General features: G+C 24.5%; 15 protein-coding genes and 2 pseudogenes. 10 read left to right on the top strand and 7 right to left on the bottom strand.

Annotated features, from left to right (window positions below):
• Positions 1 to 125 precede the first annotated feature (125 nt).
• From M0D11_RS00885 to M0D11_RS00860, 6 genes are all read left to right on the top strand, one after another.
• Positions 126 to 737 (top strand): hypothetical protein, encoded by a 612-nt coding sequence (locus M0D11_RS00885; RefSeq protein WP_252319175.1) that lies wholly within the window; start codon positions 126 to 128, stop codon positions 735 to 737.
• A gap of 22 nt (positions 738 to 759) precedes the next feature.
• Entirely contained in the window at positions 760 to 2385 is a 1626-nt protein-coding gene (locus tag M0D11_RS00880; protein ID WP_252319174.1) for a hypothetical protein, read from the top strand.
• A 234-nt stretch (positions 2386 to 2619) separates the two neighbouring features.
• A complete protein-coding gene (locus tag M0D11_RS00875; protein ID WP_252319173.1) occupies positions 2620 to 3081 on the top strand; it encodes a hypothetical protein in 462 nt (153 codons plus the stop codon).
• A gap of 278 nt (positions 3082 to 3359) precedes the next feature.
• Positions 3360 to 3980: a hypothetical protein gene (locus tag M0D11_RS00870; RefSeq protein WP_252319172.1), complete on the top strand. Its 621-nt coding sequence runs from the start codon at positions 3360 to 3362 to the stop codon at positions 3978 to 3980.
• Positions 3981 to 4003: 23 nt separating this feature from the next.
• A complete protein-coding gene (locus M0D11_RS07105; protein ID WP_252319169.1) occupies positions 4004 to 5581 on the top strand; it encodes an AAA family ATPase in 1578 nt (525 codons plus the stop codon).
• A 14-nt stretch (positions 5582 to 5595) separates the two neighbouring features.
• A complete protein-coding gene (locus M0D11_RS00860; protein WP_252319166.1) occupies positions 5596 to 7083 on the top strand; it encodes a VWA domain-containing protein in 1488 nt (495 codons plus the stop codon).
• Positions 7084 to 7865: 782 nt separating this feature from the next.
• Here the strand turns inward: M0D11_RS00860 and M0D11_RS00855 are convergent.
• A complete protein-coding gene (locus M0D11_RS00855) occupies positions 7866 to 8243 on the bottom strand; it encodes a DDE-type integrase/transposase/recombinase (protein ID WP_252319165.1) in 378 nt (125 codons plus the stop codon).
• Positions 8244 to 9023: 780 nt separating this feature from the next.
• Between M0D11_RS00855 and M0D11_RS00850 the strand changes: the two genes are divergently transcribed.
• Positions 9024 to 9224 (top strand): hypothetical protein, encoded by a 201-nt coding sequence (locus M0D11_RS00850; RefSeq protein WP_252319164.1) that lies wholly within the window; start codon positions 9024 to 9026, stop codon positions 9222 to 9224.
• A gap of 139 nt (positions 9225 to 9363) precedes the next feature.
• Positions 9364 to 10266 (top strand): annotated as a pseudogene (locus M0D11_RS00845) (IS256 family transposase).
• 62 nt (positions 10267 to 10328) lie between these two features.
• Here M0D11_RS00845 and M0D11_RS00840 read toward each other — a convergent pair.
• A complete protein-coding gene (locus M0D11_RS00840; protein WP_252319163.1) occupies positions 10329 to 10544 on the bottom strand; it encodes an IS3 family transposase in 216 nt (71 codons plus the stop codon).
• Positions 10545 to 11047: 503 nt separating this feature from the next.
• On the opposite strand from M0D11_RS00840, the gene M0D11_RS00835 reads away from it, so the two are divergent.
• Together M0D11_RS00835 and M0D11_RS07520 are read left to right on the top strand one after the other, a co-directional pair.
• The gene (locus M0D11_RS00835; protein ID WP_252319161.1) at positions 11048 to 11188 is read left to right on the top strand and encodes a hypothetical protein; all 141 of its coding nucleotides are present in this window, start codon (positions 11048 to 11050) and stop codon (positions 11186 to 11188) included.
• Positions 11189 to 11931: 743 nt separating this feature from the next.
• Positions 11932 to 13137, top strand: a pseudogene (locus M0D11_RS07520) (IS256 family transposase).
• A 201-nt stretch (positions 13138 to 13338) separates the two neighbouring features.
• Here M0D11_RS07520 and M0D11_RS00820 read toward each other — a convergent pair.
• The 5 genes from M0D11_RS00820 to M0D11_RS00800 form a co-directional block, all read right to left on the bottom strand.
• On the bottom strand, positions 13339 to 13629 hold the full coding sequence (locus M0D11_RS00820) for a transposase (protein ID WP_252319158.1): 291 nt from the start codon (positions 13627 to 13629) through the stop codon (positions 13339 to 13341).
• A gap of 149 nt (positions 13630 to 13778) precedes the next feature.
• Entirely contained in the window at positions 13779 to 13922 is a 144-nt protein-coding gene (locus M0D11_RS00815) for a hypothetical protein (protein ID WP_252319157.1), read from the bottom strand.
• 375 nt (positions 13923 to 14297) lie between these two features.
• Positions 14298 to 16040, bottom strand: coding sequence for an aspartate--tRNA ligase (aspS, locus tag M0D11_RS00810; RefSeq protein ID WP_252319156.1), 1743 nt, complete (start codon positions 16038 to 16040; stop codon positions 14298 to 14300).
• Entirely contained in the window at positions 16024 to 17316 is a 1293-nt protein-coding gene (gene hisS / locus M0D11_RS00805) for a histidine--tRNA ligase (protein WP_252319155.1), read from the bottom strand. The genes aspS and hisS overlap by 17 nt, the downstream gene beginning before the upstream one ends.
• 259 nt (positions 17317 to 17575) lie before the next feature.
• Positions 17576 to 19828, bottom strand: coding sequence for a RelA/SpoT family protein (locus tag M0D11_RS00800; protein WP_252319154.1), 2253 nt, complete (start codon positions 19826 to 19828; stop codon positions 17576 to 17578).
• Positions 19829 to 19832: the final 4 nt, after the last annotated feature.

The following is a 19832-nucleotide window of genomic DNA, read 5'->3' as shown; positions in this document are numbered from 1 at the left end:
GGCCTAAGTGCCAAGTGCCCCATTCCAAATTTGATTATTTTATATATTTAAAATTCGGATATAAGTTAACTATATAGTTTTTAAATAAAATGCATTATAATTATTTTATAGGATGGGTGAAAGATATGGATAAATCATTAGATAAACAATTTTTAACTACAAGTAATCTTATTGGTCAAAAAGAGTTAAAGAAATTAAAGGAAACTCCTTTACCTTCATTATTAGATTTAAATTTAACAAGAGTTTACTTTACTAGTCTTGGTGATGGTTTTTCGCGAATATTTATTTTAACTATTCAAATTTTTTGAATTGGCTTGATTTTTTTTAATGGCATTGGTTTTGGTCAATTGGTTGCTAATCTTCCTGGTATACCATCAGCACCAGTTTTTCAAAGTGCAATATTAAAAGTAGTAGCAATGTTAGTTACTGTTTTATTTGCTTTTATAATTTTAATTATGGTTTTACCCGTTTTTTTATCTAAAACTATTAGAGGTATTGGTTTAAGTTGTTTATTTTTTTTAATATTTGGTTCTATTGTTAATTTAATAATTATTGGTATTAGTTTTTTTATGTTTTCTTATAGTGACAGTCCTTATCGAATCACAGTATTGATTTTCGCGGTTATAGCACTCTTATTATGATGAATTGCTATTTTGCATTGATGATTAAATACTATTGAAAATAAAAAATATTTAATTAAAAGTATTATTAAAATGTATGAATTAAGTTTTAGATAATGGAAATTTAGGTGAATAATATATGGCTAAAAAGAAAGATAATGATGATTGAAGAAAACTAAATAATATTACTAAATACGTTACTGGTAAAGTAGAACCAGTAAAAGTAAAAAAAACTTTTCTGACAATAACTATTTCTTTAATTATGATAATTGGTTTAGCAATTAGCACTTTTTTTATTGCTCTTGCTATGCAGAGTGCTTTTAATATTGGTGATTTTAAACAAAATATTCCAGAAGAATCAATTATTGTTGATATGAATGATGTTCCAATTGATAGTAGTAATAAAAATTTACGTTTGCCATTTTTTGAAGAAGAATCAAAAAAACAAGTTTTTGATTTATTAATAAAAGAATCTTGATGAGATAGTTTTTTTCCAACTAATATTACTAATTATGATTTCACTTTTTATAAACCCAATAGTAATGATGAATTAGATAAGAGTTTAATTCAAACTGATGGTGTTACTAAATTTGATTTAAAATTAAAGTTACAATCTTCATTTATTGAATTTAAAATACCAGTAATTGCATTAATTAAAAATACTGCTAAATTTTATGAAAAATTTATGATGTTTAATCAATTTGAAGGAAAATTTAGTAAACATGTTTCGGGAAAATTTCCAAATGGTAGTGATTATTTGCAAGAGCAATGAACACATGGTTATTTACCAACTAATTTTTATTATGCGGATAAAATTGATAATACTATTATTTATAAAACAATCGAAGATGAAATTAATAAATTTATTAATGATTATAAAGAAGAATTTGCTAGTGATACTCATCTTTATCCAATAATATCAACAATTCCTTTAGCAGATATTGATTTTAATGATGTAGCTACTATTAAACCATATTTCGAATTAGTTCATAATCCCGAATTAAATTATGTTGGTAATGCTGTGAATAGTTCCAAAGAATATGTTAATCTTTATTCATATTCTTCAAATTTTCCATTAAAACCTTTTTATATAACATATGTTTCTAATCCAAATGTTGTTTATGATTTCATTGATTTAAAACCAACAAGTATTGAAAAGGTTATTGATTATCTTAAAGTTAATACTATTGATTTTGTTCCTTTTAGTATGGTACAAGAAGCAGTAGATAGTGATGAATCATTAATAAAATATAGTCCTCCACATGTATTATTGACTAGTGATAATAGTGGTAATCATTTTAAATATAAGGAATTGAGTTATTATTTTGGCTTTTCAAATTCAATAAATAATAGTATTGAAAATATTAATGTTAATGATTATATTAATATTGGTAATTTAGAAACTTTTTTAGAAAATAAATATTGACAAGAAATGTATCAATTTGCAAAAAATAATTCTACTTTTTTCTTATTAGATTATCCTGATTCGACGGTTGATCCAAATATTAATTGAAATCTTGTTATTAAATCACTTGCTACTTTTAAAGGATATTTTGTTAAAGCTTTAAAGGTGCAAATTAATGAGTTAAGTGCTTTTACTTTTTTAGATATTGATGGTAATAACTTATCATTAAAGGCAACTGATATTATTAAGACTAATGATATTAAAAAAATTAGATTTCATATTGGAAAAGATTTGATAAGCAGTGACTATGTTCCCAAGCCCCATAGTTTTAATTTTACTTTTAAAGTAAAGTGAATTTAAATACTTAAAAATAAGTATTGATTTTATGAAAATGGGTTAAATTTTGATAACTATAATTTAATATTCATACTAATTATATAAAATAGTTTTAATTATATAGGTTATTAATTGTAAAATTAATATAAATTTGTTATTATTCTTGTGTATAAAAAATATAAATAATATAGTAGTTTTTAACCCATTGTTTGTTGAGATAAAAGCAAATGGGTTTTTATTTTGAAAGGAAAATTATAAATGATATTGCAAAAATATAAAAAATTAAAATTAGTAACCTTATTTTTATTTATTTTAACTATTTTAATTATGGTAATTGGTTTAATGTTAATTGGTTTTTCTAATTTTGATAAAAGTTTTTTTGAACATCTTAAATTATATAAAGAAAAAAGACTTATTATAGAAATAACAATAGAAATAACAAATGGATTTAGTTTATTAAATTATATGAGTGTAAATTATATTTTAAATCATTCTGCAGAAAATATATGTTCATCAGTAGTTCATAATTATGATGGTTATTATGATTGAGTTCAATTACAAATTGGAGTTATTTTTTGTATAATTTTAACTCCAATTTTTGGATTTTTTACTATTGCATTAACTTTTTTAATTATTGGTTTAAAAGTAAAAATAAAAAATAATAATTTTTGAGATGCAATCCAAAAATGTGAAATAATTAACAGTTATTATGTTCATTAGGTATTTTGTTTTTAAAATATATTAAGTATTATTTTTAGTGAATCAACAAAATGTTTTATTTTATATAATGATTTATAATGATTTATAATTTCTTATTTATTTAAAAATTATTTTTTTGTTTTTAATTTTGCCATATTATATTTTAAAAAAATAAATTTAAATTTGCTAATTTTGTAAAATTAAACACTTATAATTTTAATTTATATCAGATACTATTATTAAGTTTTAATACCTAAAATAAGTTATAATATAAATAAAAAATAAGGGGTGTTAGATATATGGAAGAAAAAAAAGATGACTTAAAAAATACTCCATTGTCAAATGTTGATAATAGTATTATCAAACCAAATAATGATAATCCATCATTTAAAGATATTGAAGAACAACGTTTTACTACTTATAATCCGTTATTAAGTGATAGTATTAAATTTAAAAGAATGTATTGAAGTTCAAAAATGGAAAATATTGCTCGTATTTTGTTACTTACAGTTTCTTGTTTTCATTTAATTTTTTCTTATTTTTTAGCTAACAATTTGGTTAATCAAATTTTGAGTAATAAAGGTAGTAACATGAACCCAACTTATATAATTTATATATTTTTAATTATAACTCTGGGATTTAATTTTATATTTTATTTACCAGTAGCGATTGGTCGCACTGCTAGTGCTATGTTTGGATGATCAATTGTTTATATTATTTTAGCAATTGCTTATTTTATAGTTTTAGAAGTATTTTGTACAATTTTGTTAGTGGTTAATGGATTAGTAAATGAAACTGTTTCTGCAGAAGTTCCAATATTTATGATTATTGTTTTACTAATAACTGTTTTATGATTAATTGCTGCTTGTTTATTAATTGTTAAAAGTGATGATGTAAGAAGAGAATTAAGTGTCGAATAAATAATAAGTAAAGGAGAATATAAATGAGTACAGATAGTTTACTTTCTAAGCGAATTGAACAATTAATTAAAGTAATTAGCGCTGATGTTTATGAAAAAGAAACTGTTTTTAAACTTGCTATTTTGGCGTTATTATCAGGAGAATCAATATTTTTATTAGGATTACCAGGAATTGCTAAATCATTAATTTCACGACGAATTAAATATGCGCTCCATGATGGGCGAAATTTTGAATATTTAATGAATCGTTTTTCTACTCCAGAAGAAATTTTTGGACCAATCTCAATCAAAGATTTATTAAAAGGTAACTATGTAAGAATTATTGATCAATATTTGCCTGCTGTTGATATTGCTTTTTTGGATGAAATTTGAAAAGCAGGCCCTTCAATTCAAAATACATTACTAACTATTATTAATGAAAAAATCTTTCGTAATGGTGGTGTTGATATCAAAGTACCATTAAAACTATTAATTTCAGCTTCTAATGAGTTACCAGAAAGTGGTAAAGGTTTAGAAGCTTTATTTGATCGTTTTATTATTAGAATGATAGTTTATGGTTTAACTAATGAAGAAAATTTTAATGATATGTTAGAAAGTATTACTAGTTTAGAAGTAAAAGTTCCACTTGAATTACAAATTAAAACTTCTGAATATGAAAAGTGATTAAAAGAATTGGAAACTACTGTTACTTTAAGCAAAGAAACATTAAATTTTATTTCTCGTTTTCGTAAAATTTTAACAGAAGCAACTAATGGTAAAGCTTACATTTCCGATCGAAGATGAAAAAAAATTGCTAAATTAATAAAAGCTTCAGCTTATTATAATGGTAGAACAACTACTGATAAGCCTGATTTATTGATTATTCCTTACTGTATTTGAGATAATGAAGATCAAGAAAAAGAGTATACAAAACTTTTCAATGAAGCATATTGTGAAGATTTAACTTACACATTGAAACAAAATCAGATTGAACTGGAAAGTGAGTTGGAAACATTAAGTAATAATGCTGAAAACATTAAAGATAGTCAAAATCAACCATCTATTTACTCCAATCCATTTTCTGAACAAATTAAAGGCATATATTATCGTTTATTATGACATAGTGATGAGTTTCCAATTTGTTTTATTAGTAGAAAGGATTTTCAGTTATTATTACGACGTAATAAAAAGAGTCATAATATTCAATTATTTTATGGTAAAAGTTTAAGTAAAATGGAAGGTAATCAGAAGTTTGAGTTACAATTAAAGAATTCTAGTGAATTAATAAATATTACAAATAATTCTATAATTCAAGTTGAATTAACTAATACTGATAGTAAATCACAATTTGGAAATATTAATAGTCAAATTAAAGATTTAAAGCAACAAATTAATGAATTAAAAGTACATTTTGAACAAGAATATCATCGTTTAAGTAAAACCGATTCTATATTTTTTGATGAACAATTTAAATCACTATTAGAAATGGCATTTTTTGATAAAATTTCGCAAATACCAAAAGCAGAAACTGAAACGACTCTTTCATCAGAATCACTAACTGAAGATTCACCAATAACTATTCCAAATGTTAATGATACTAATAATAATTCTGATATTAATTAAGATAGGTGATTATTATGGAACAATTAATTGAATCCCATGTTTCACAAATTTTAGAAACTAAATTGAAAAAAATGTCTTTATCAGAAACAAATTTAAGTAGTTTTACTTGATTTAAAAAAAATTTTGCTTGATTAGCTCCAGAATTTGATCAACAAATTAGTCATTTTTATTTAAATGAAGTTTTAGAAAAAAGTAAAAATATTGTTATTAGTCCCATCATTAAAAGAGAATTACGATTATATTTCTGAGTTATGATTAATGGTATTGATAGATTAAAAAATAATTGACAAGAAATTTACACTAGGGCAAAAATTCTTGATTCACCAATGATTAATTATTTTTATTATTTTCAAGAAAAATTTAAGGATCGTAAACTTAATAGTAAATTAACTTTTGATAATTTTATAAGACATTGAGAAAGTTTAATTGTTCAAAGAATTGTAAATTATAAATTATTTGAAACTATGCAAATGCGTCAAAAATATTTAACAATGTGAAGTAATAATATTAAAATTATTAATGAAGTAAGACATATTGTTGGTTTTGCTTGAAATTTTTTTGGACGATTTTGAGAAGGAGATTTAAATGATTTTAAAAAAATTAATTTAAATACTATTATACAATATGGTGAAATTTTAAATAAGAATCCAGCTATTATTGAAATTGCTAGACTACTTGGTCGTTGAAAAGGAATTTCGGGTTTAACAGAAAAGCAGGTTCATCAAAAAGTACAAATTGAATATCAATTAAAGCCATTAGGAAAATGGCCTGAAGAAATAGTAGGAATTACCGAGGGTAAAGATTTAGAACATTTATTACCATTAGAATTAGTTAATCTTGCTATTCCAGAGTTAAATGCTATTTTTTATAAAAAATTTGTTGAAGAAAAGTTAGCAATTACAGAGTTTGAATCAATGGATTTAGTTGCCACTGAACATCTTGTTGAAGAAGTTGTAGAAGTACCAATTCCCGAAAGTGAAGGCCCTTTTATCTTATGCATTGATACATCTAAATCAATGAGTCATAGTCCAGAAATTATTGCAAAATCAATTGCGCTTGCTATTAGTAAAATTGCTTTACAAGAAAAAAGACCATGCTATATGATCAATTTTTCTGGTAAATTTGAAACTTATGATTTATCTAATTTAGTTTCATCAATTCCCAATCTAATTCATTTTTTAGGTCATAGTTTTAAAGGACATACTAATATTAATCCAGCTATTAGTCATGCTTTAACAATTATGCAATCTAAAACATATCATAATGCAGACTTATTGGTAGTTTCTGATTTTTTATCTGCTAATATTACTAAAAATAATATTAATTTAATGTTGCAACTAAAAGCAAAAGCTAATCGCTTTCATGCTATTAATATTGCTTCTTCAACATTGTCTAATAATTTTAAAAAATATTTTACTAATTATTGACATTATGATCCTCGCGATCCATTTGCTGCGCGAAAAATTGCGTTAAATTTAGCTAAAACTAAAAATAAATCTTAATCTTAATTTTGATAGTGTCAATATCGAGTGAAAATTTCCTAAAAATATTTATCAAAAAATTAAATTATTTTGGAAAGTTACACTGTTAAATAAACACAAATTCCAAATAACCTTTAAAATTTTAATTCCTGTTTTTAATATAGGAATTTTTTTTGTATAATTTAATTAAACTTAATATAAGTTTTTAACTCATTGCTTTAATTTCAAAGTAAATGAGTTTTTATTTTGAAAGGATGAAAAATGAATAAAAATTTACAAGAAGAATATGAATGAATTAATAAAAGAATTGATAAAATAATCATTGATAAAATCAATTTACTCCAGAAATTATTAATGTAGAGTTAATTTAAGCTCAAACTACTATTGTTGATATTAATGAGAAATTTAAAAAAACAAAAAGATTAGCAAATTTAAAAAAATTAGTTATTTAATGTATTAAAAAATATTTTACTTTTGGAAAAATTGATAAAAATAAAATAATTAAAGGTAGAAAGGGTCACCTCTAAGTTGCAATAATTATACTCTAGTGAAAAAGTAATTGAAACACTTTTTCTGGAGTATTTTTTATTTTTGTATGAAATCTTGTATTGTTATATTTTCAAATAGCATGATTCATATATAATAAAAATGTATTTTATTTTTGAATTTTGTCTTTAAAATAAACAGGTTCTTAAAGTTTTAAATACAGTTTCTACAAGTGCATTTTGATATGAGCATAGCCATCTGTCATGCTTAATTAGATATTATTTTTTTTCGCATAGCAATTTCAATAATCATAGGTTCTAAATTGTATTCCGATCAGTATGAATAATTGTATTGTATAAATTATATTTATTAGTCATATCTTTTAAAGATTTTATAAGGTGTGACTTTTCTTGATTTTTAGATCAGTGATGATGTAAAATTTTTCGTGAATAAAAATCAACAAATGCTCACAAATACAATTTTTGATTATTAATTTTAAATTCACTAATATCTAAAGCAATTTTTTCTAATGGTTTATTAACTTTAAAGCTAATGGTATCATCAGCTTGTTTTAATAAATTAGGTGCTATAAATTTATGTTGTGCTTTTAATTTTGATTTTTTTCCATAAGTTCCTTGTTTATGAATTGTTTTTAAACCTAATCTTTCATTGCTGAAAGTGATTTTTTCTACCAATTTTAAATAGCTGCCATTCGTTTAGCAATATATTCTTGTTGACAACCATAAATCTTTATCATCATCATAAAAGATTAAATTTATTGTAGCAATCATAACTTATCATCAAACTTTGTGGTTTCATTCTGGACATCCGCAGATATTTCATGATATCCTTCATTAGAATTTGTAATAAATTTAATAGAAAAGATTTTTTAAATCCTTTTCAATATAGATTTTAACAATTTTATAACATTCATAAAGATAAGGTTTAAAAGTGAAATGGTTTATTTTTGCGTGGTTTAGTTTTGCTTGTGGTTTTTTCAATTTTGACTGCAGTAGAATAAGACTTTTTCAAAATTTCAATTTTGGATTTGTAGTAAAAATAATTCTTTTTCAACTCGTTTTCATAATTTTTAAATGATTCTTTTGGTCTTTTCTTAAAATCTCTATACAGTATTTACCTCTTGTTTTTAATTTTAGTTCTTTTTTGAAACTAAACTTTTCACCTTGCAAGTATCATTTTTTGAATTTAAATATAAATTATTTTTCTACTGATTTTATTTTCTTTGCTTAATGTTGTAGCAGATTTACCAGCAAAATATTGTTCTATGATTTTTAATTTTAGTTCCTTATTATATCTTGTCATAAAAAGAGTCTCCTTACTAAGTTAAAACATTGTTTTTTGCAACTTAGGGGTGACCCTTTCTAATGTTTAGTAATCTGTGTAACTTACAAAAATAACTATGTTTAATTAGTTCTAGTAAATATAATTAATTTTCTAGAAAGAGTGAGTTACAGATGGCTAAAAAGCAAAATATTAATAACAATGATCCAATATCACAAGCAGTAGATTTATTATTAGAAAATACTGAAGATTTAACAACAGTTTTTAAAGAGGGAGGATTATATAAAGAATTAACAAAAAGATTAGTAGAAAAAATGTTGAATTCTGAGATGCAAAATTATTTAGGATATGATAAGAATCAGCTTGCCAAATAATAGAGTGACAATGCTCGTAATAGGTATAAGTTCAAAAAAATTAATAACCCAACAAGGTAAAATTGAAATTGATGTACCAAAGAGATCGTAATAAGCCAATTTTAATCTGTAATAGTTGCAAAAAGACAAAGAAGATTTGATGGTTTTGATCAACAAGTTCTTTCTTTATATGCAGTATGACATTATCAGATATTGGAATGCAATTACAAAGTTATATCATGGTGCTGATATTAGTGAAAGTGTTATTAGTCAAATTACTGATGATGTTATTGATGACGTCAAAGCATGGCAAAATCGACCATTAGATGGTGTTTATCCGATTGTTTATTTTTGATTGTATAGTAGTTAAGTACGACAAGATGACAGAGTTATTAATAAATCAGTTTATATAAACTTTAGGGTTGATTTAGAAGGTAAAAAAGATGTTTTAGGTTTATGAATTAGTGAAAATGAAGGTTCTAAATTTTGATTAGCCAATTTCACAGAAATGAAAAATCGTGGCTTAAATGATATTCTGATTGCTTGTAGTGATAATTTAACAGGCATGTCAGAAGCAATACAATCAGTTTATCCTAAAACCGAACATCAATTATGCATCGTTCATCAAATTAGAAATAGTTTGAAATATGTCTCATATAAGCATAGAAAATCTCTAGTTGCAGATTTAAAACCAATTTATACTGCATGTAGTGAAGAACAAGCAATGCAAGATTTAGAATCATTTGAAAATAAATGAACTAAACAATATCCACAAATTGCTAAATCTTGATATAAAAATTGAGATAATTTAATGGTTTTTATTAGTTATCCTGCAGAAATAAAAAGGGTAATTTATACCACAAATGCTATTGAATCTGTTAATAGTCAATTACGAAAAGTCATCAGAAATAAAAAAGTTTTTCCTAACGATATGTCAGTTTTTAAAATATTTTATTTAGCAATTGACAATATAACAAAAAAATGAACAATGCCCATTCAAAATTGAAATACAGCAATTGCTCATTTTATGATAAAATTTGAAGACAGAATTAATCTGAATTAGTAACTTTGTAAAACTGAACTTGTCAAGAAAAGTGGACAATAAAAGTAACCTTTTATTAAATTTTATAAAATAGCGTTTGTAAGTGTTAAATTTATAGGTATGAAGTAATTATTTGTTAGTTTGGAATGAGCTAATCGATATTCGATTGGACTCATTCCTTTTAATTTTATTTGAGGTCGATAATTATTATAAAAGTAAATATATTTAGGTAAGTTGTCTTGTATTCATTCAATAGTTCTATTTTTTCTTGGAATTTGATATAGAAATTCTGTTTTCATTGTTCCAAATCAAGTTTCAGTAGCACCATTATCACAGGAATTACCTCTTCCTAGACATTGAAATTTTTATTTTAATTCATGCATAAAAATTTTATAAGGAAGGATTTGTATAGTAAAAATCCCTTGATCTGATTATAAAATTCATAAGAAGTAGGTTTTGAGCATTAACTCAAAGCTTGGATATTTTTTGGACAACAAATGTCATGTCTAAACTTGCACTTATTTTATAATCTAATATCGGACTTCTCCCCACATGTACTTGTGGAGGAAACAATGAAATTGAATGAGTTCAACAATACTTTTCAAACAGAACAAGATTGTTTGAAATATATAGTAAGTTTGAAGGAAAATAAATGTATCAGGTGTTATTGAACAAATTTGAATACTTCTGATTTAAGAAGAATAAGATGTTTGAAATGTCATCAAACATTTAGTATTCTTCATGGCACCATTTTTTACAAGTCACAAATACCTTTGAAATCTTGGTTTTATCTCATCTTTAGATGAATAAACACCAAACATGGATTCCATCAACTGATGTTGCCAAAAGAATTGGGGTAACTTTGAAAACTGCTTGAAGAATGGGTCATAAAATCAGAACTTGTATTGCCAAACAAGAATCACAATTTATTGTTGAGGCATAGTGCAAATGAGATGAAATGTATCTCTTTCACATATGGGTTTTAAAAACAAAGTCTTGGTGAATAAAACCTTGATTGTTAGTATTTATGAAAAAAACAACCAATAAATTAATTGTAAGTATTTGAAAAATACAAAAGTAAAAATCTCTGCAGGTTGCAAGAACACATTTCTTCAAAGTATCATGTATACTGATTTTGAAAGGATGTACGATTTTAAATCAGTTCTTTTTTTAAATATAAAACAGTCAATCATCAAGATAGCTATGTTTCAAAAACTGGTGTAAATACCAACCAAATTGAATCAGTTTGAAAACATATAAGAAGAACATTTAAAACACATATCAAGTTGCAAAACATCATGTTCATTTATATGCAAAAGAAGCTGCATATAAATTCAATAAGATACCTAGTTTTGAAATTGTAATGCTATGTTTGATTTAAAAATGTGGGGAGAAGTCCGTAGATAGGCTTTTCTCAGCATTTATGTGATAAAATTTAAAAATAGTACATAAAGGGAGAAAAGCCTCTAATATTTCATTATTATGAAAATCTTTAACAATTGATAAATAATATGTTTTACCATTAGTTAATAAATAAGTTATATCAGTACCTAATTTTTGATTTAAATTAGTAGTTGAAAAATCACGTTTAAGGTAATGTTTAGTAATCTGTGTGACTTACAAAAATAACTATGTTTAATTAGTTCTAGTAAATATAATTAAATGACTAGAAAGAGTGAGTTACAGATGGCTAAAAAAGATAACTTTAATAATAATGATCCAATATCAAAAGCAGTAGATTTATTATTAGAAAATACTGAGTGCTGTAGTTTTAAAGAGGAGAATTATATAAAGGAATTAAGGTGTAGAAAAGATGTTGAATTCTGAAATACAAAATTAGTAGGACATGAAAAGAATCAACGTAGTAATAGTGATAATATTCGTAATGGGTACAACTTCAAAATTAATAACTCAACAAGGTAAAATTGAAATTGATGTACCAAGGGATCGCAATAGTGATTTTACTCCTGTAATAGTTGCAAAGACAAAGAAGATTTGATGGTTTTTGATCAACAAATTCTTTGCATTATATGCAAAAGGAATGACTTTCAGATATTAAAATTCACAATTACAAGAGTTATATCATGGTGCAGATATTAGTAAGTATTATTGAATCAAATTACTGATGATGTTATTGATGATGTAAAAAGCATGGCAAAATCGACCATTAGATGATGTTTATCGATTGTTTATTTTTGATTGTATAGTAGTTAAAAGTACGACAAGATAAACGGATTATTAATAAATCAGTTTATAAGCTGAGTTGGTTGAAGGCAAAGATGTTTTAGGTTTATGAATTAGTGAAAATGAAGGCGCTAAATTTTGACTAAGCTAATTTTACAGAAATGAAAAATCGAGGCTTAAATGATATTCTTATTGCTTGTAGTATTAATTTAGGAATGTCAAACAATACAATCGGATTTATCCTAAAACAGAACATCAATTATGCATTGTTCATCAAATCAGAAATAGTTTAAAATATGTCTCATATAAGCATAGAAAATCCTAGTTGCAGATTTAAAACCAATTTATACTGCGTGTAGTGAAGAACAAGCAATGCAAGCTTTAGAATCATTTGAAAATAAATAAATAAACAATATCCTCAAATTGCTAAATCTTGATATAAAAGTGAGATAATTTAATGGTTTTATTAGTTATCCAGCAGAAATCAAAAGAGTGATTTATACAACAAATGCTATTGAATCTGTTAATAGTCAATTACGAAAAGTCATCAGAAATAAAAAAGTTTTTCCTAATGATATGGCAGTTTTCAAAATATTTTACTTAGCAATTGAAAATATAATAAAAAAATGAACAATGCCCATTCAAAATTGAAATACAGCAATTGCTCATTTTATGATAAAATTTGAAGAAAGAATTAATCTGAACTAGTAACTTTGTAAAAGAAAGAAACACAGATTATTAAAAAGCCTCCAAAAAAAATATAATTGAAATTAATAATTATTAATTTAACATTATTGAAAAATTGATTTCAATTAAATTACATAAGGCTTTTCTCCCTTTATGTACTATTTTTAAATTTTATCACATAAATGCTGAGAAAAGCCTATCTACGGACTTCTCCCCACATTTTTAAATCAAACATAGCATTACAATTTCAAAACTAGGTATCTTATTGAATTTATATGCAGCTTCTTTTGCATATAAATGAACATGATGTTTTGCAACTTTGATATGTGTTTTAAATGTTCTTCTTATATGTTTTCAAACTGATTCAATTTGGTTGGTATTTACACCAGTTTTTGAAACATGGCTATCTTGATGATTGACTGTTTCATGCTTAGTGAAAACCGATTTAAATCCGCAATATCCTTTTCAAAAATCAGTATGTACATGACACTTTGAAGAAATGGTTTCTTGCAAACTGCAAAGATTTTACTTTTGCATTTTCAATACTTTCACAATTAATTTATTGGTTGTTTTTCATAAATACCAACAATCAAGGTTTTATTCACCAAGGATCTTCCCTTGTTTTTAAAACCATATGTAGAAGAATACATTTCATCCATTGCCTATACCCTCAACAATAAATTACTTGATTCTTGTTTGGCAAATACAAATTCTGATTTTATGGCCATTCTTCAAGCAGTTTTCAAAGTTACCCCCAATTCTTTGCGCATCAGTTGATGGAATTCCATGTTTGGTGTTTTATTCATCTAAGATGAGATAAAACCAAGATTTCAAAAGGTATTTGTGACTTACATAAAAATGGTGCCATGAAGAATACTAAATGTTTGATGACATTTCAAACATCTATTCTTCTTAAATCAGAAGTATTCAAATTTGTTCAATAACACCTGATACATTTATTTTCCTTCAAACTTACTATATATTTCAAACAATCTTGTTCTGTTTGAAAAGTATTGTTGAACTCATTCAATTTCATTGTTTCCTCCACAAGTACATGTGGGGAGAAGTCCGTTACATAATTAATCTCTAATGAAAAACAATTTAATTATTTTTCATTAGAGATTTTTAATATTTATATTTTCTAATTTTATTAAACTTCTAATCACTTTAAAATTAAAATTTTACTTCTTAAATTCCAAATTTAATATTGATAACTGATCAGATGAAATTTCACTAGGACTATTTGTTAATAAACAAATACCACGATTATTTTTAGGAAAAGCAATAGTATCACGAATTGATTCATTCTTAATTAAAATCATTAATAAACGATCAATGCCAAAAGCAATACCACCATGTGGAGGAACTCCGTAATTAAAAGCTGATAAGAAAAAACCAAATTTATTTTCAATTTCTGTTTTACTTAAATCTAATAATTCAAAAATCTTTTTTTGTAATTTATAATCATGAATTCTAATGCTCCCACCAGCAATTTCAAAACCATTTAAAACCAAATCATAAGCATCTGCAGTTAAAGTTCCTAAATCTTTATTTTTTATATCTAATAATTTTTCAGGATTTTTTGGACTTGTAAAAGGATGATGACAAGCTTGTCATTTATTTTCTTCCTGTTCAAACATTGGTCAATCAATAATTCAAATAAATTCAAAGTTTTCAATATTATTCATAAAATCTTTATGATTAATTCGTTTTGACAAATCATTAATATAAAAACTTCTAATAGCACCCATAACTTTATTAGCAACATCTTGTTGTTCATATACGAAAATTAAAAAATTATTATTATATTTTATTTTTGATATTTCTTCTGCTAAAACTAAATCATCAAACTTTACTTTAGAATTATTATGAATAATTTTTTTCTTAATTAAGTCATAAATTATTAATGTTTTTCCTCCATGCTGATTGCCAATTTCTGTTATTTTTTTTATAGTTGTTTCATTCATTTTATCATTAACTATAAAACCCTTATAAATAAATCCATCACTATTATTGTTAATATTAATATTTATTAACTTACATGTACAACGCAAATCAGGTTTATCACTACCATATAAATCCATTGCTTGATCATAGGTAATCGATGAAAATGTTGAGGGAATATTACCAATTTTTAAAGTATTAAAAAGACTTATTATCATATTTTCTACTATTAATTTAATTTCTTTACTAGTAGTAAATGCCATTTCTAAGTCTAATTGTTGAAATTCGGGTTGTCTATCAGCACGAAAATCTTCATCACGAAAACATTTAGCAATTTGATAATATTTGTCAATACCTGATATCATTAATAATTGCTTATAAATTTGTGGTGATTGTGGTAAAGCATAAAAATGTTTTTTTTGAATACGAGCAGGAACTAAAAAATCACGAGCACCTTCTGGTGTTGATTTTGTTAAGCAAGGAGTATCAATTTCTAAAAAATTATTTTGATTCAAAAATGTTCGTAAGCAACTAAGAACTTGGTGTTTAAATTTAATATTATAATTCATTGCTGGTCTTCTTAAATCTAAATAGCGATATTGTAAACGTAATTCTTCACTAGCAAGCGTATTATCATTTTTAATAACAAATGGTAAATTAATAGAATTGCTTAATATTTCAATATCTTTTGCTACTACTTCAATCATATCATTAGCAGTTTTTGCATCTTTATTTTTTCGTAAGACAACTGTTCCAATTACTTTTAAAACAGATTCAACTTTAACATTTTTTATTTCTTGATAATATCCGTTATCTGGTTTAACAATGACTTGTGTTGTTCCATACATATCACGTAAATCAATAAAAATACCAAATTTATTAATACGAATATCTTTAACTCAACCACTAATAATAATTTCTTTTGTAATATCACCCTGCGTTAAATTACCACATGTATGAGTTCTAAAGAGTTTTTCCATATTCTTCATTCTCCTCTAATAATAGATTTTTAACCTTACTAAGCAATTGCTGTTCAGTATCAAAAATTAATTTTATCATTTCTTTTTTAACAAAAGAATAAAAACTAACCTGATTTTTTTCTTTTAAAAATAGTATATTTTTGGCTAAACTACGATCAATAATCTGTGACTTATTTTTATCTTGATATAAATTATATTCCATATCAATATGATAATTTTCTTTACGTAATTGTAATAATAAATCGGAAGCTATTATTAATCCTAATTCGCTTAAAGCAATAATTTGTAAATCAATAATTGGTGGTTTATTAATATTTTTATTTTCTACCAATAATAACATTAATCTTTCAATACCAATTGCAAAACCAATAGCAGGTATTTTTAATGGTGAACCCAATTCATTAAATAAATTATCATATCTACCACCACCAAGTAAAGTATTTTGACTTTCACCAATTCGTGAATCAATAGTAGTTATTTCAAAAATAATACCATTATAATAATCTAAACCACGAACTAAATGCTCATCAATAATAAAATTAACTTTATTATTTTTTAAACTATTAATAATGGTTGTAAAATATGTTTTTTCTTCATTAGTTAAAAAATCATTTAAATATGGTATTTCTAAATTTAATTTAGTACAAATTTTACAATCAAGAACTCTTAACGGCGATACTTTAACTCTAATTTGACAATTTTCACACAATTGCTTACTTTGATTTAATAATTGTTCTTTAAGTGCTATTTGGTATTTATTTTTTGTTTCATTAGATCCAAAATAATTAATATTTAAAGTTAAATTTGGTATTGAAAAACTTTTTATCATTTCTAGGGCCATCATCATTACTTCAACATCAACTAAAGGATGTTTAACACCAACAGTTTCGATACCAAATTGATTAAATTGACGTTGACGCCCTTTTTGAGGTCTTTCATATCGAAACATTGAACCATAATAAAAATACTTTAACGTTTGCTTAGATTTATATAATTTATTTTCAATTATAGCACGAACAATACCCGCTGTTCCTTCAGGACGAAGAGCTAATAATCTATCATTTTTATCATTAAATTGATAAATTTCTTTCTGAATAATATCAGTTGTATCTCCCACGGCTCGTAAAAATAATTGAGCATTTTCAAAAATAGGAGTAATAAATTCTTGATAATTATATTTAATTGCACACTGTGTTAAAGATTTAATAATATTACGATATATAATAACCTCTTCATTATACATATCACGTGTTCCTCTTGCTTTTTGAAATTGCATACTTTTTTTACTCCTTTTAATAAAAAATAAATCTTCTAAAAAAACGTTCCTTTATTTTAGGAACGTTTCTTAACGCGGTACCATCCTAATTCATTTACAAAGTAAATGCACTTAATTATAATTTATCATATTTAATTAATTAATAATACAAGCTATTTAATGTCATAAAATTAGTTAACCAATGTTTGCACCAACCACACTGTCTCTTAATGTTTACCCTAAATTTACTTTTAAATGCTGAAAATATTATACTAAAATATTACATAATTATTCTGTTTATTGCAATAATATCAGGAATTTTTTTAATTGATGAAATAATTTGATGTAAACGTTCAATATTAGAAACTTTAATTAAAATTTTTAAACTTCCATGATTTTCCTTAAGCTTATTATTAGCATCAATACTTTGAATTTGTGCCTTTAAATAGCCCAAAATATTTAAAACATCAGTCATCAATGCTGGTCGATCTAAATATTGAATTTGAATTTTTGAATTATAAAGATGATGACTGGTTGCTAATAAATTTCACTTAGTATCAATAATACGTTCTTTACGCTCTGGCAAACTAACATTAGGACAAATTAAACGATGAACTTTAATACCTTGCCCTTTAGTAATATAACCCGCAATTGGTTCATCAGGGATAGGTAAACAACAATGAGCCAATGATGTTTTAGTATTGGGGGCATTTTCAATAATAATTTCATTATTACTACTTAAATTCATTGTTGTTTGTTGTTTAGTTTTTAATTCTTGAAATGTTACTGAATCACTATATAAAATAGTAGTAACCGCCTGTTCAATTGTATAAGTTCCATTAGCAACATCTAAGCAAAAATCTTCATACGTTTTATATTTTAATGATCTAATTCTTGACATAATAACATTACGTTTTGCAATTTTTCAACGAATGTGATTTTCAATAATATATTCTTCTATTTTTTCCTTTGTTTTTTTTATTTTCTCTTTGTTTTCTGTATCTTTAATTTTATTTTCTTGATTAAATTTTTCTTGCTGATTATTTAAATATTTTTTTATTTTATGTTGAGCAAAATTGGTCTTAACAATATTTAATCAATCACGAGAAGGGCGTGCAGTTTTAGCAGTTTTAATTTCAACAATATCACCTGATTTTAAAACAGTATTAATAGGAGAGTAAATACCATTTATTCTTGCACCTACTGTTGTTTCACCAATTTCAGTATGAACTTTAAAAGCAAAATCTAAAACAGTTGAACCAAATGGTAATGTTATAACATTACCATTTGGAGTTAATACATAAATTAAATCACTAAAAATATCTTGTCGAATTTCTTTTTCTAAATTATTATCTTTGGCAATATTATCTGCTAATATGTTTTCATCAACATTTGGATTTAAGTCATTTAAATTTAATATTTCTTGAAAAATATTTAATTTTTCATCAATTTCTGCTTGACGTTTCTTAGGATTTTTATTTTCCCCTTCTTTATATCTTCAATGCGAAGCTGCACCTGCTTCAGCAAAATCTTCCATTTCTTCAGTTCTAATTTGTAATTCATAAATTTCATTATCAAAAACAACAGATGTATGTAATGATTGATACATATTATTTTTTGGTGTTGCAATATAATCTTTAAATCTACCCGGAACAGGAGTAAAACTTTGATGAATATAACCCAAAATGGCATAACAACTATCAATAGAATTAGTAACAACTCTAATTGCTAAAATATCATGTATATCATCAAAATCTTTTCCAAAATAATACATTTTACGATAAATAGAATATAAGTGTTTACTACGACCATAAATTTTAAAAATTAAATTTTTATGTTGTGATAATGTTTTACTTAATTCTTTAATAATTTCATTAACTAATTTTTCACGTTTTTCACGATCCAAATTAATAAGGTTATCAATTTTTTTATACTCTTTAGGATGTAATACTGCAAAAGAACGATCTTCTAGTTCTGATTGTAATTTACGCATACCTAGACGATGAGCAATAGAAGCATAAACTTCTAAAGTTTCTTTAGCAATAATTATTTGTTTTTCGGGATTTAAAAAATTAATAGTTCTAATATTATGTAAACGATCTGCCATTTTAATAATAATGACACGAATATCATGAGCTAAACTTAAATATAATTTACGTAAATAATTAGCTTTAATTTCATTTCTTTTTTCTTTTGCAAAATGACTAACTTTAGTTACAGCTAAAACTAAATTAGCAACTTCCAAACCAAATTCTGCTACTAACTCATCAAAAGTTGTTGGTGTATCTTCTAAAATATCATGTAAAAATCCTGCTTGTATTGAAGAGACATCTAAATGTCATAATACTAAATTATATGCTGTTGATAAAACATGATAAACATAAGGATCACCATTCTTTCGATATTGATCTTTATGTTTTAATAATGCATATTCATAAGCTACTTTAATTTTTGTAATTTGCTTAGGATCTTTGATAAATGTTTTTGCTTCCGCTAATAATTGGTTAAAATCTTTACAAGTTAAATTATTCATTATT

The organism is Spiroplasma endosymbiont of Lariophagus distinguendus, from assembly GCF_023846195.1.
Taxonomy (GTDB): Bacteria; Bacillota_I; Bacilli_A; order Mycoplasmatales; family VBWQ01; genus Spiroplasma_E.
Note: the sequence above shows the minus strand (reverse complement) of the source record. Positions and strands in the feature narration are given on the sequence as shown.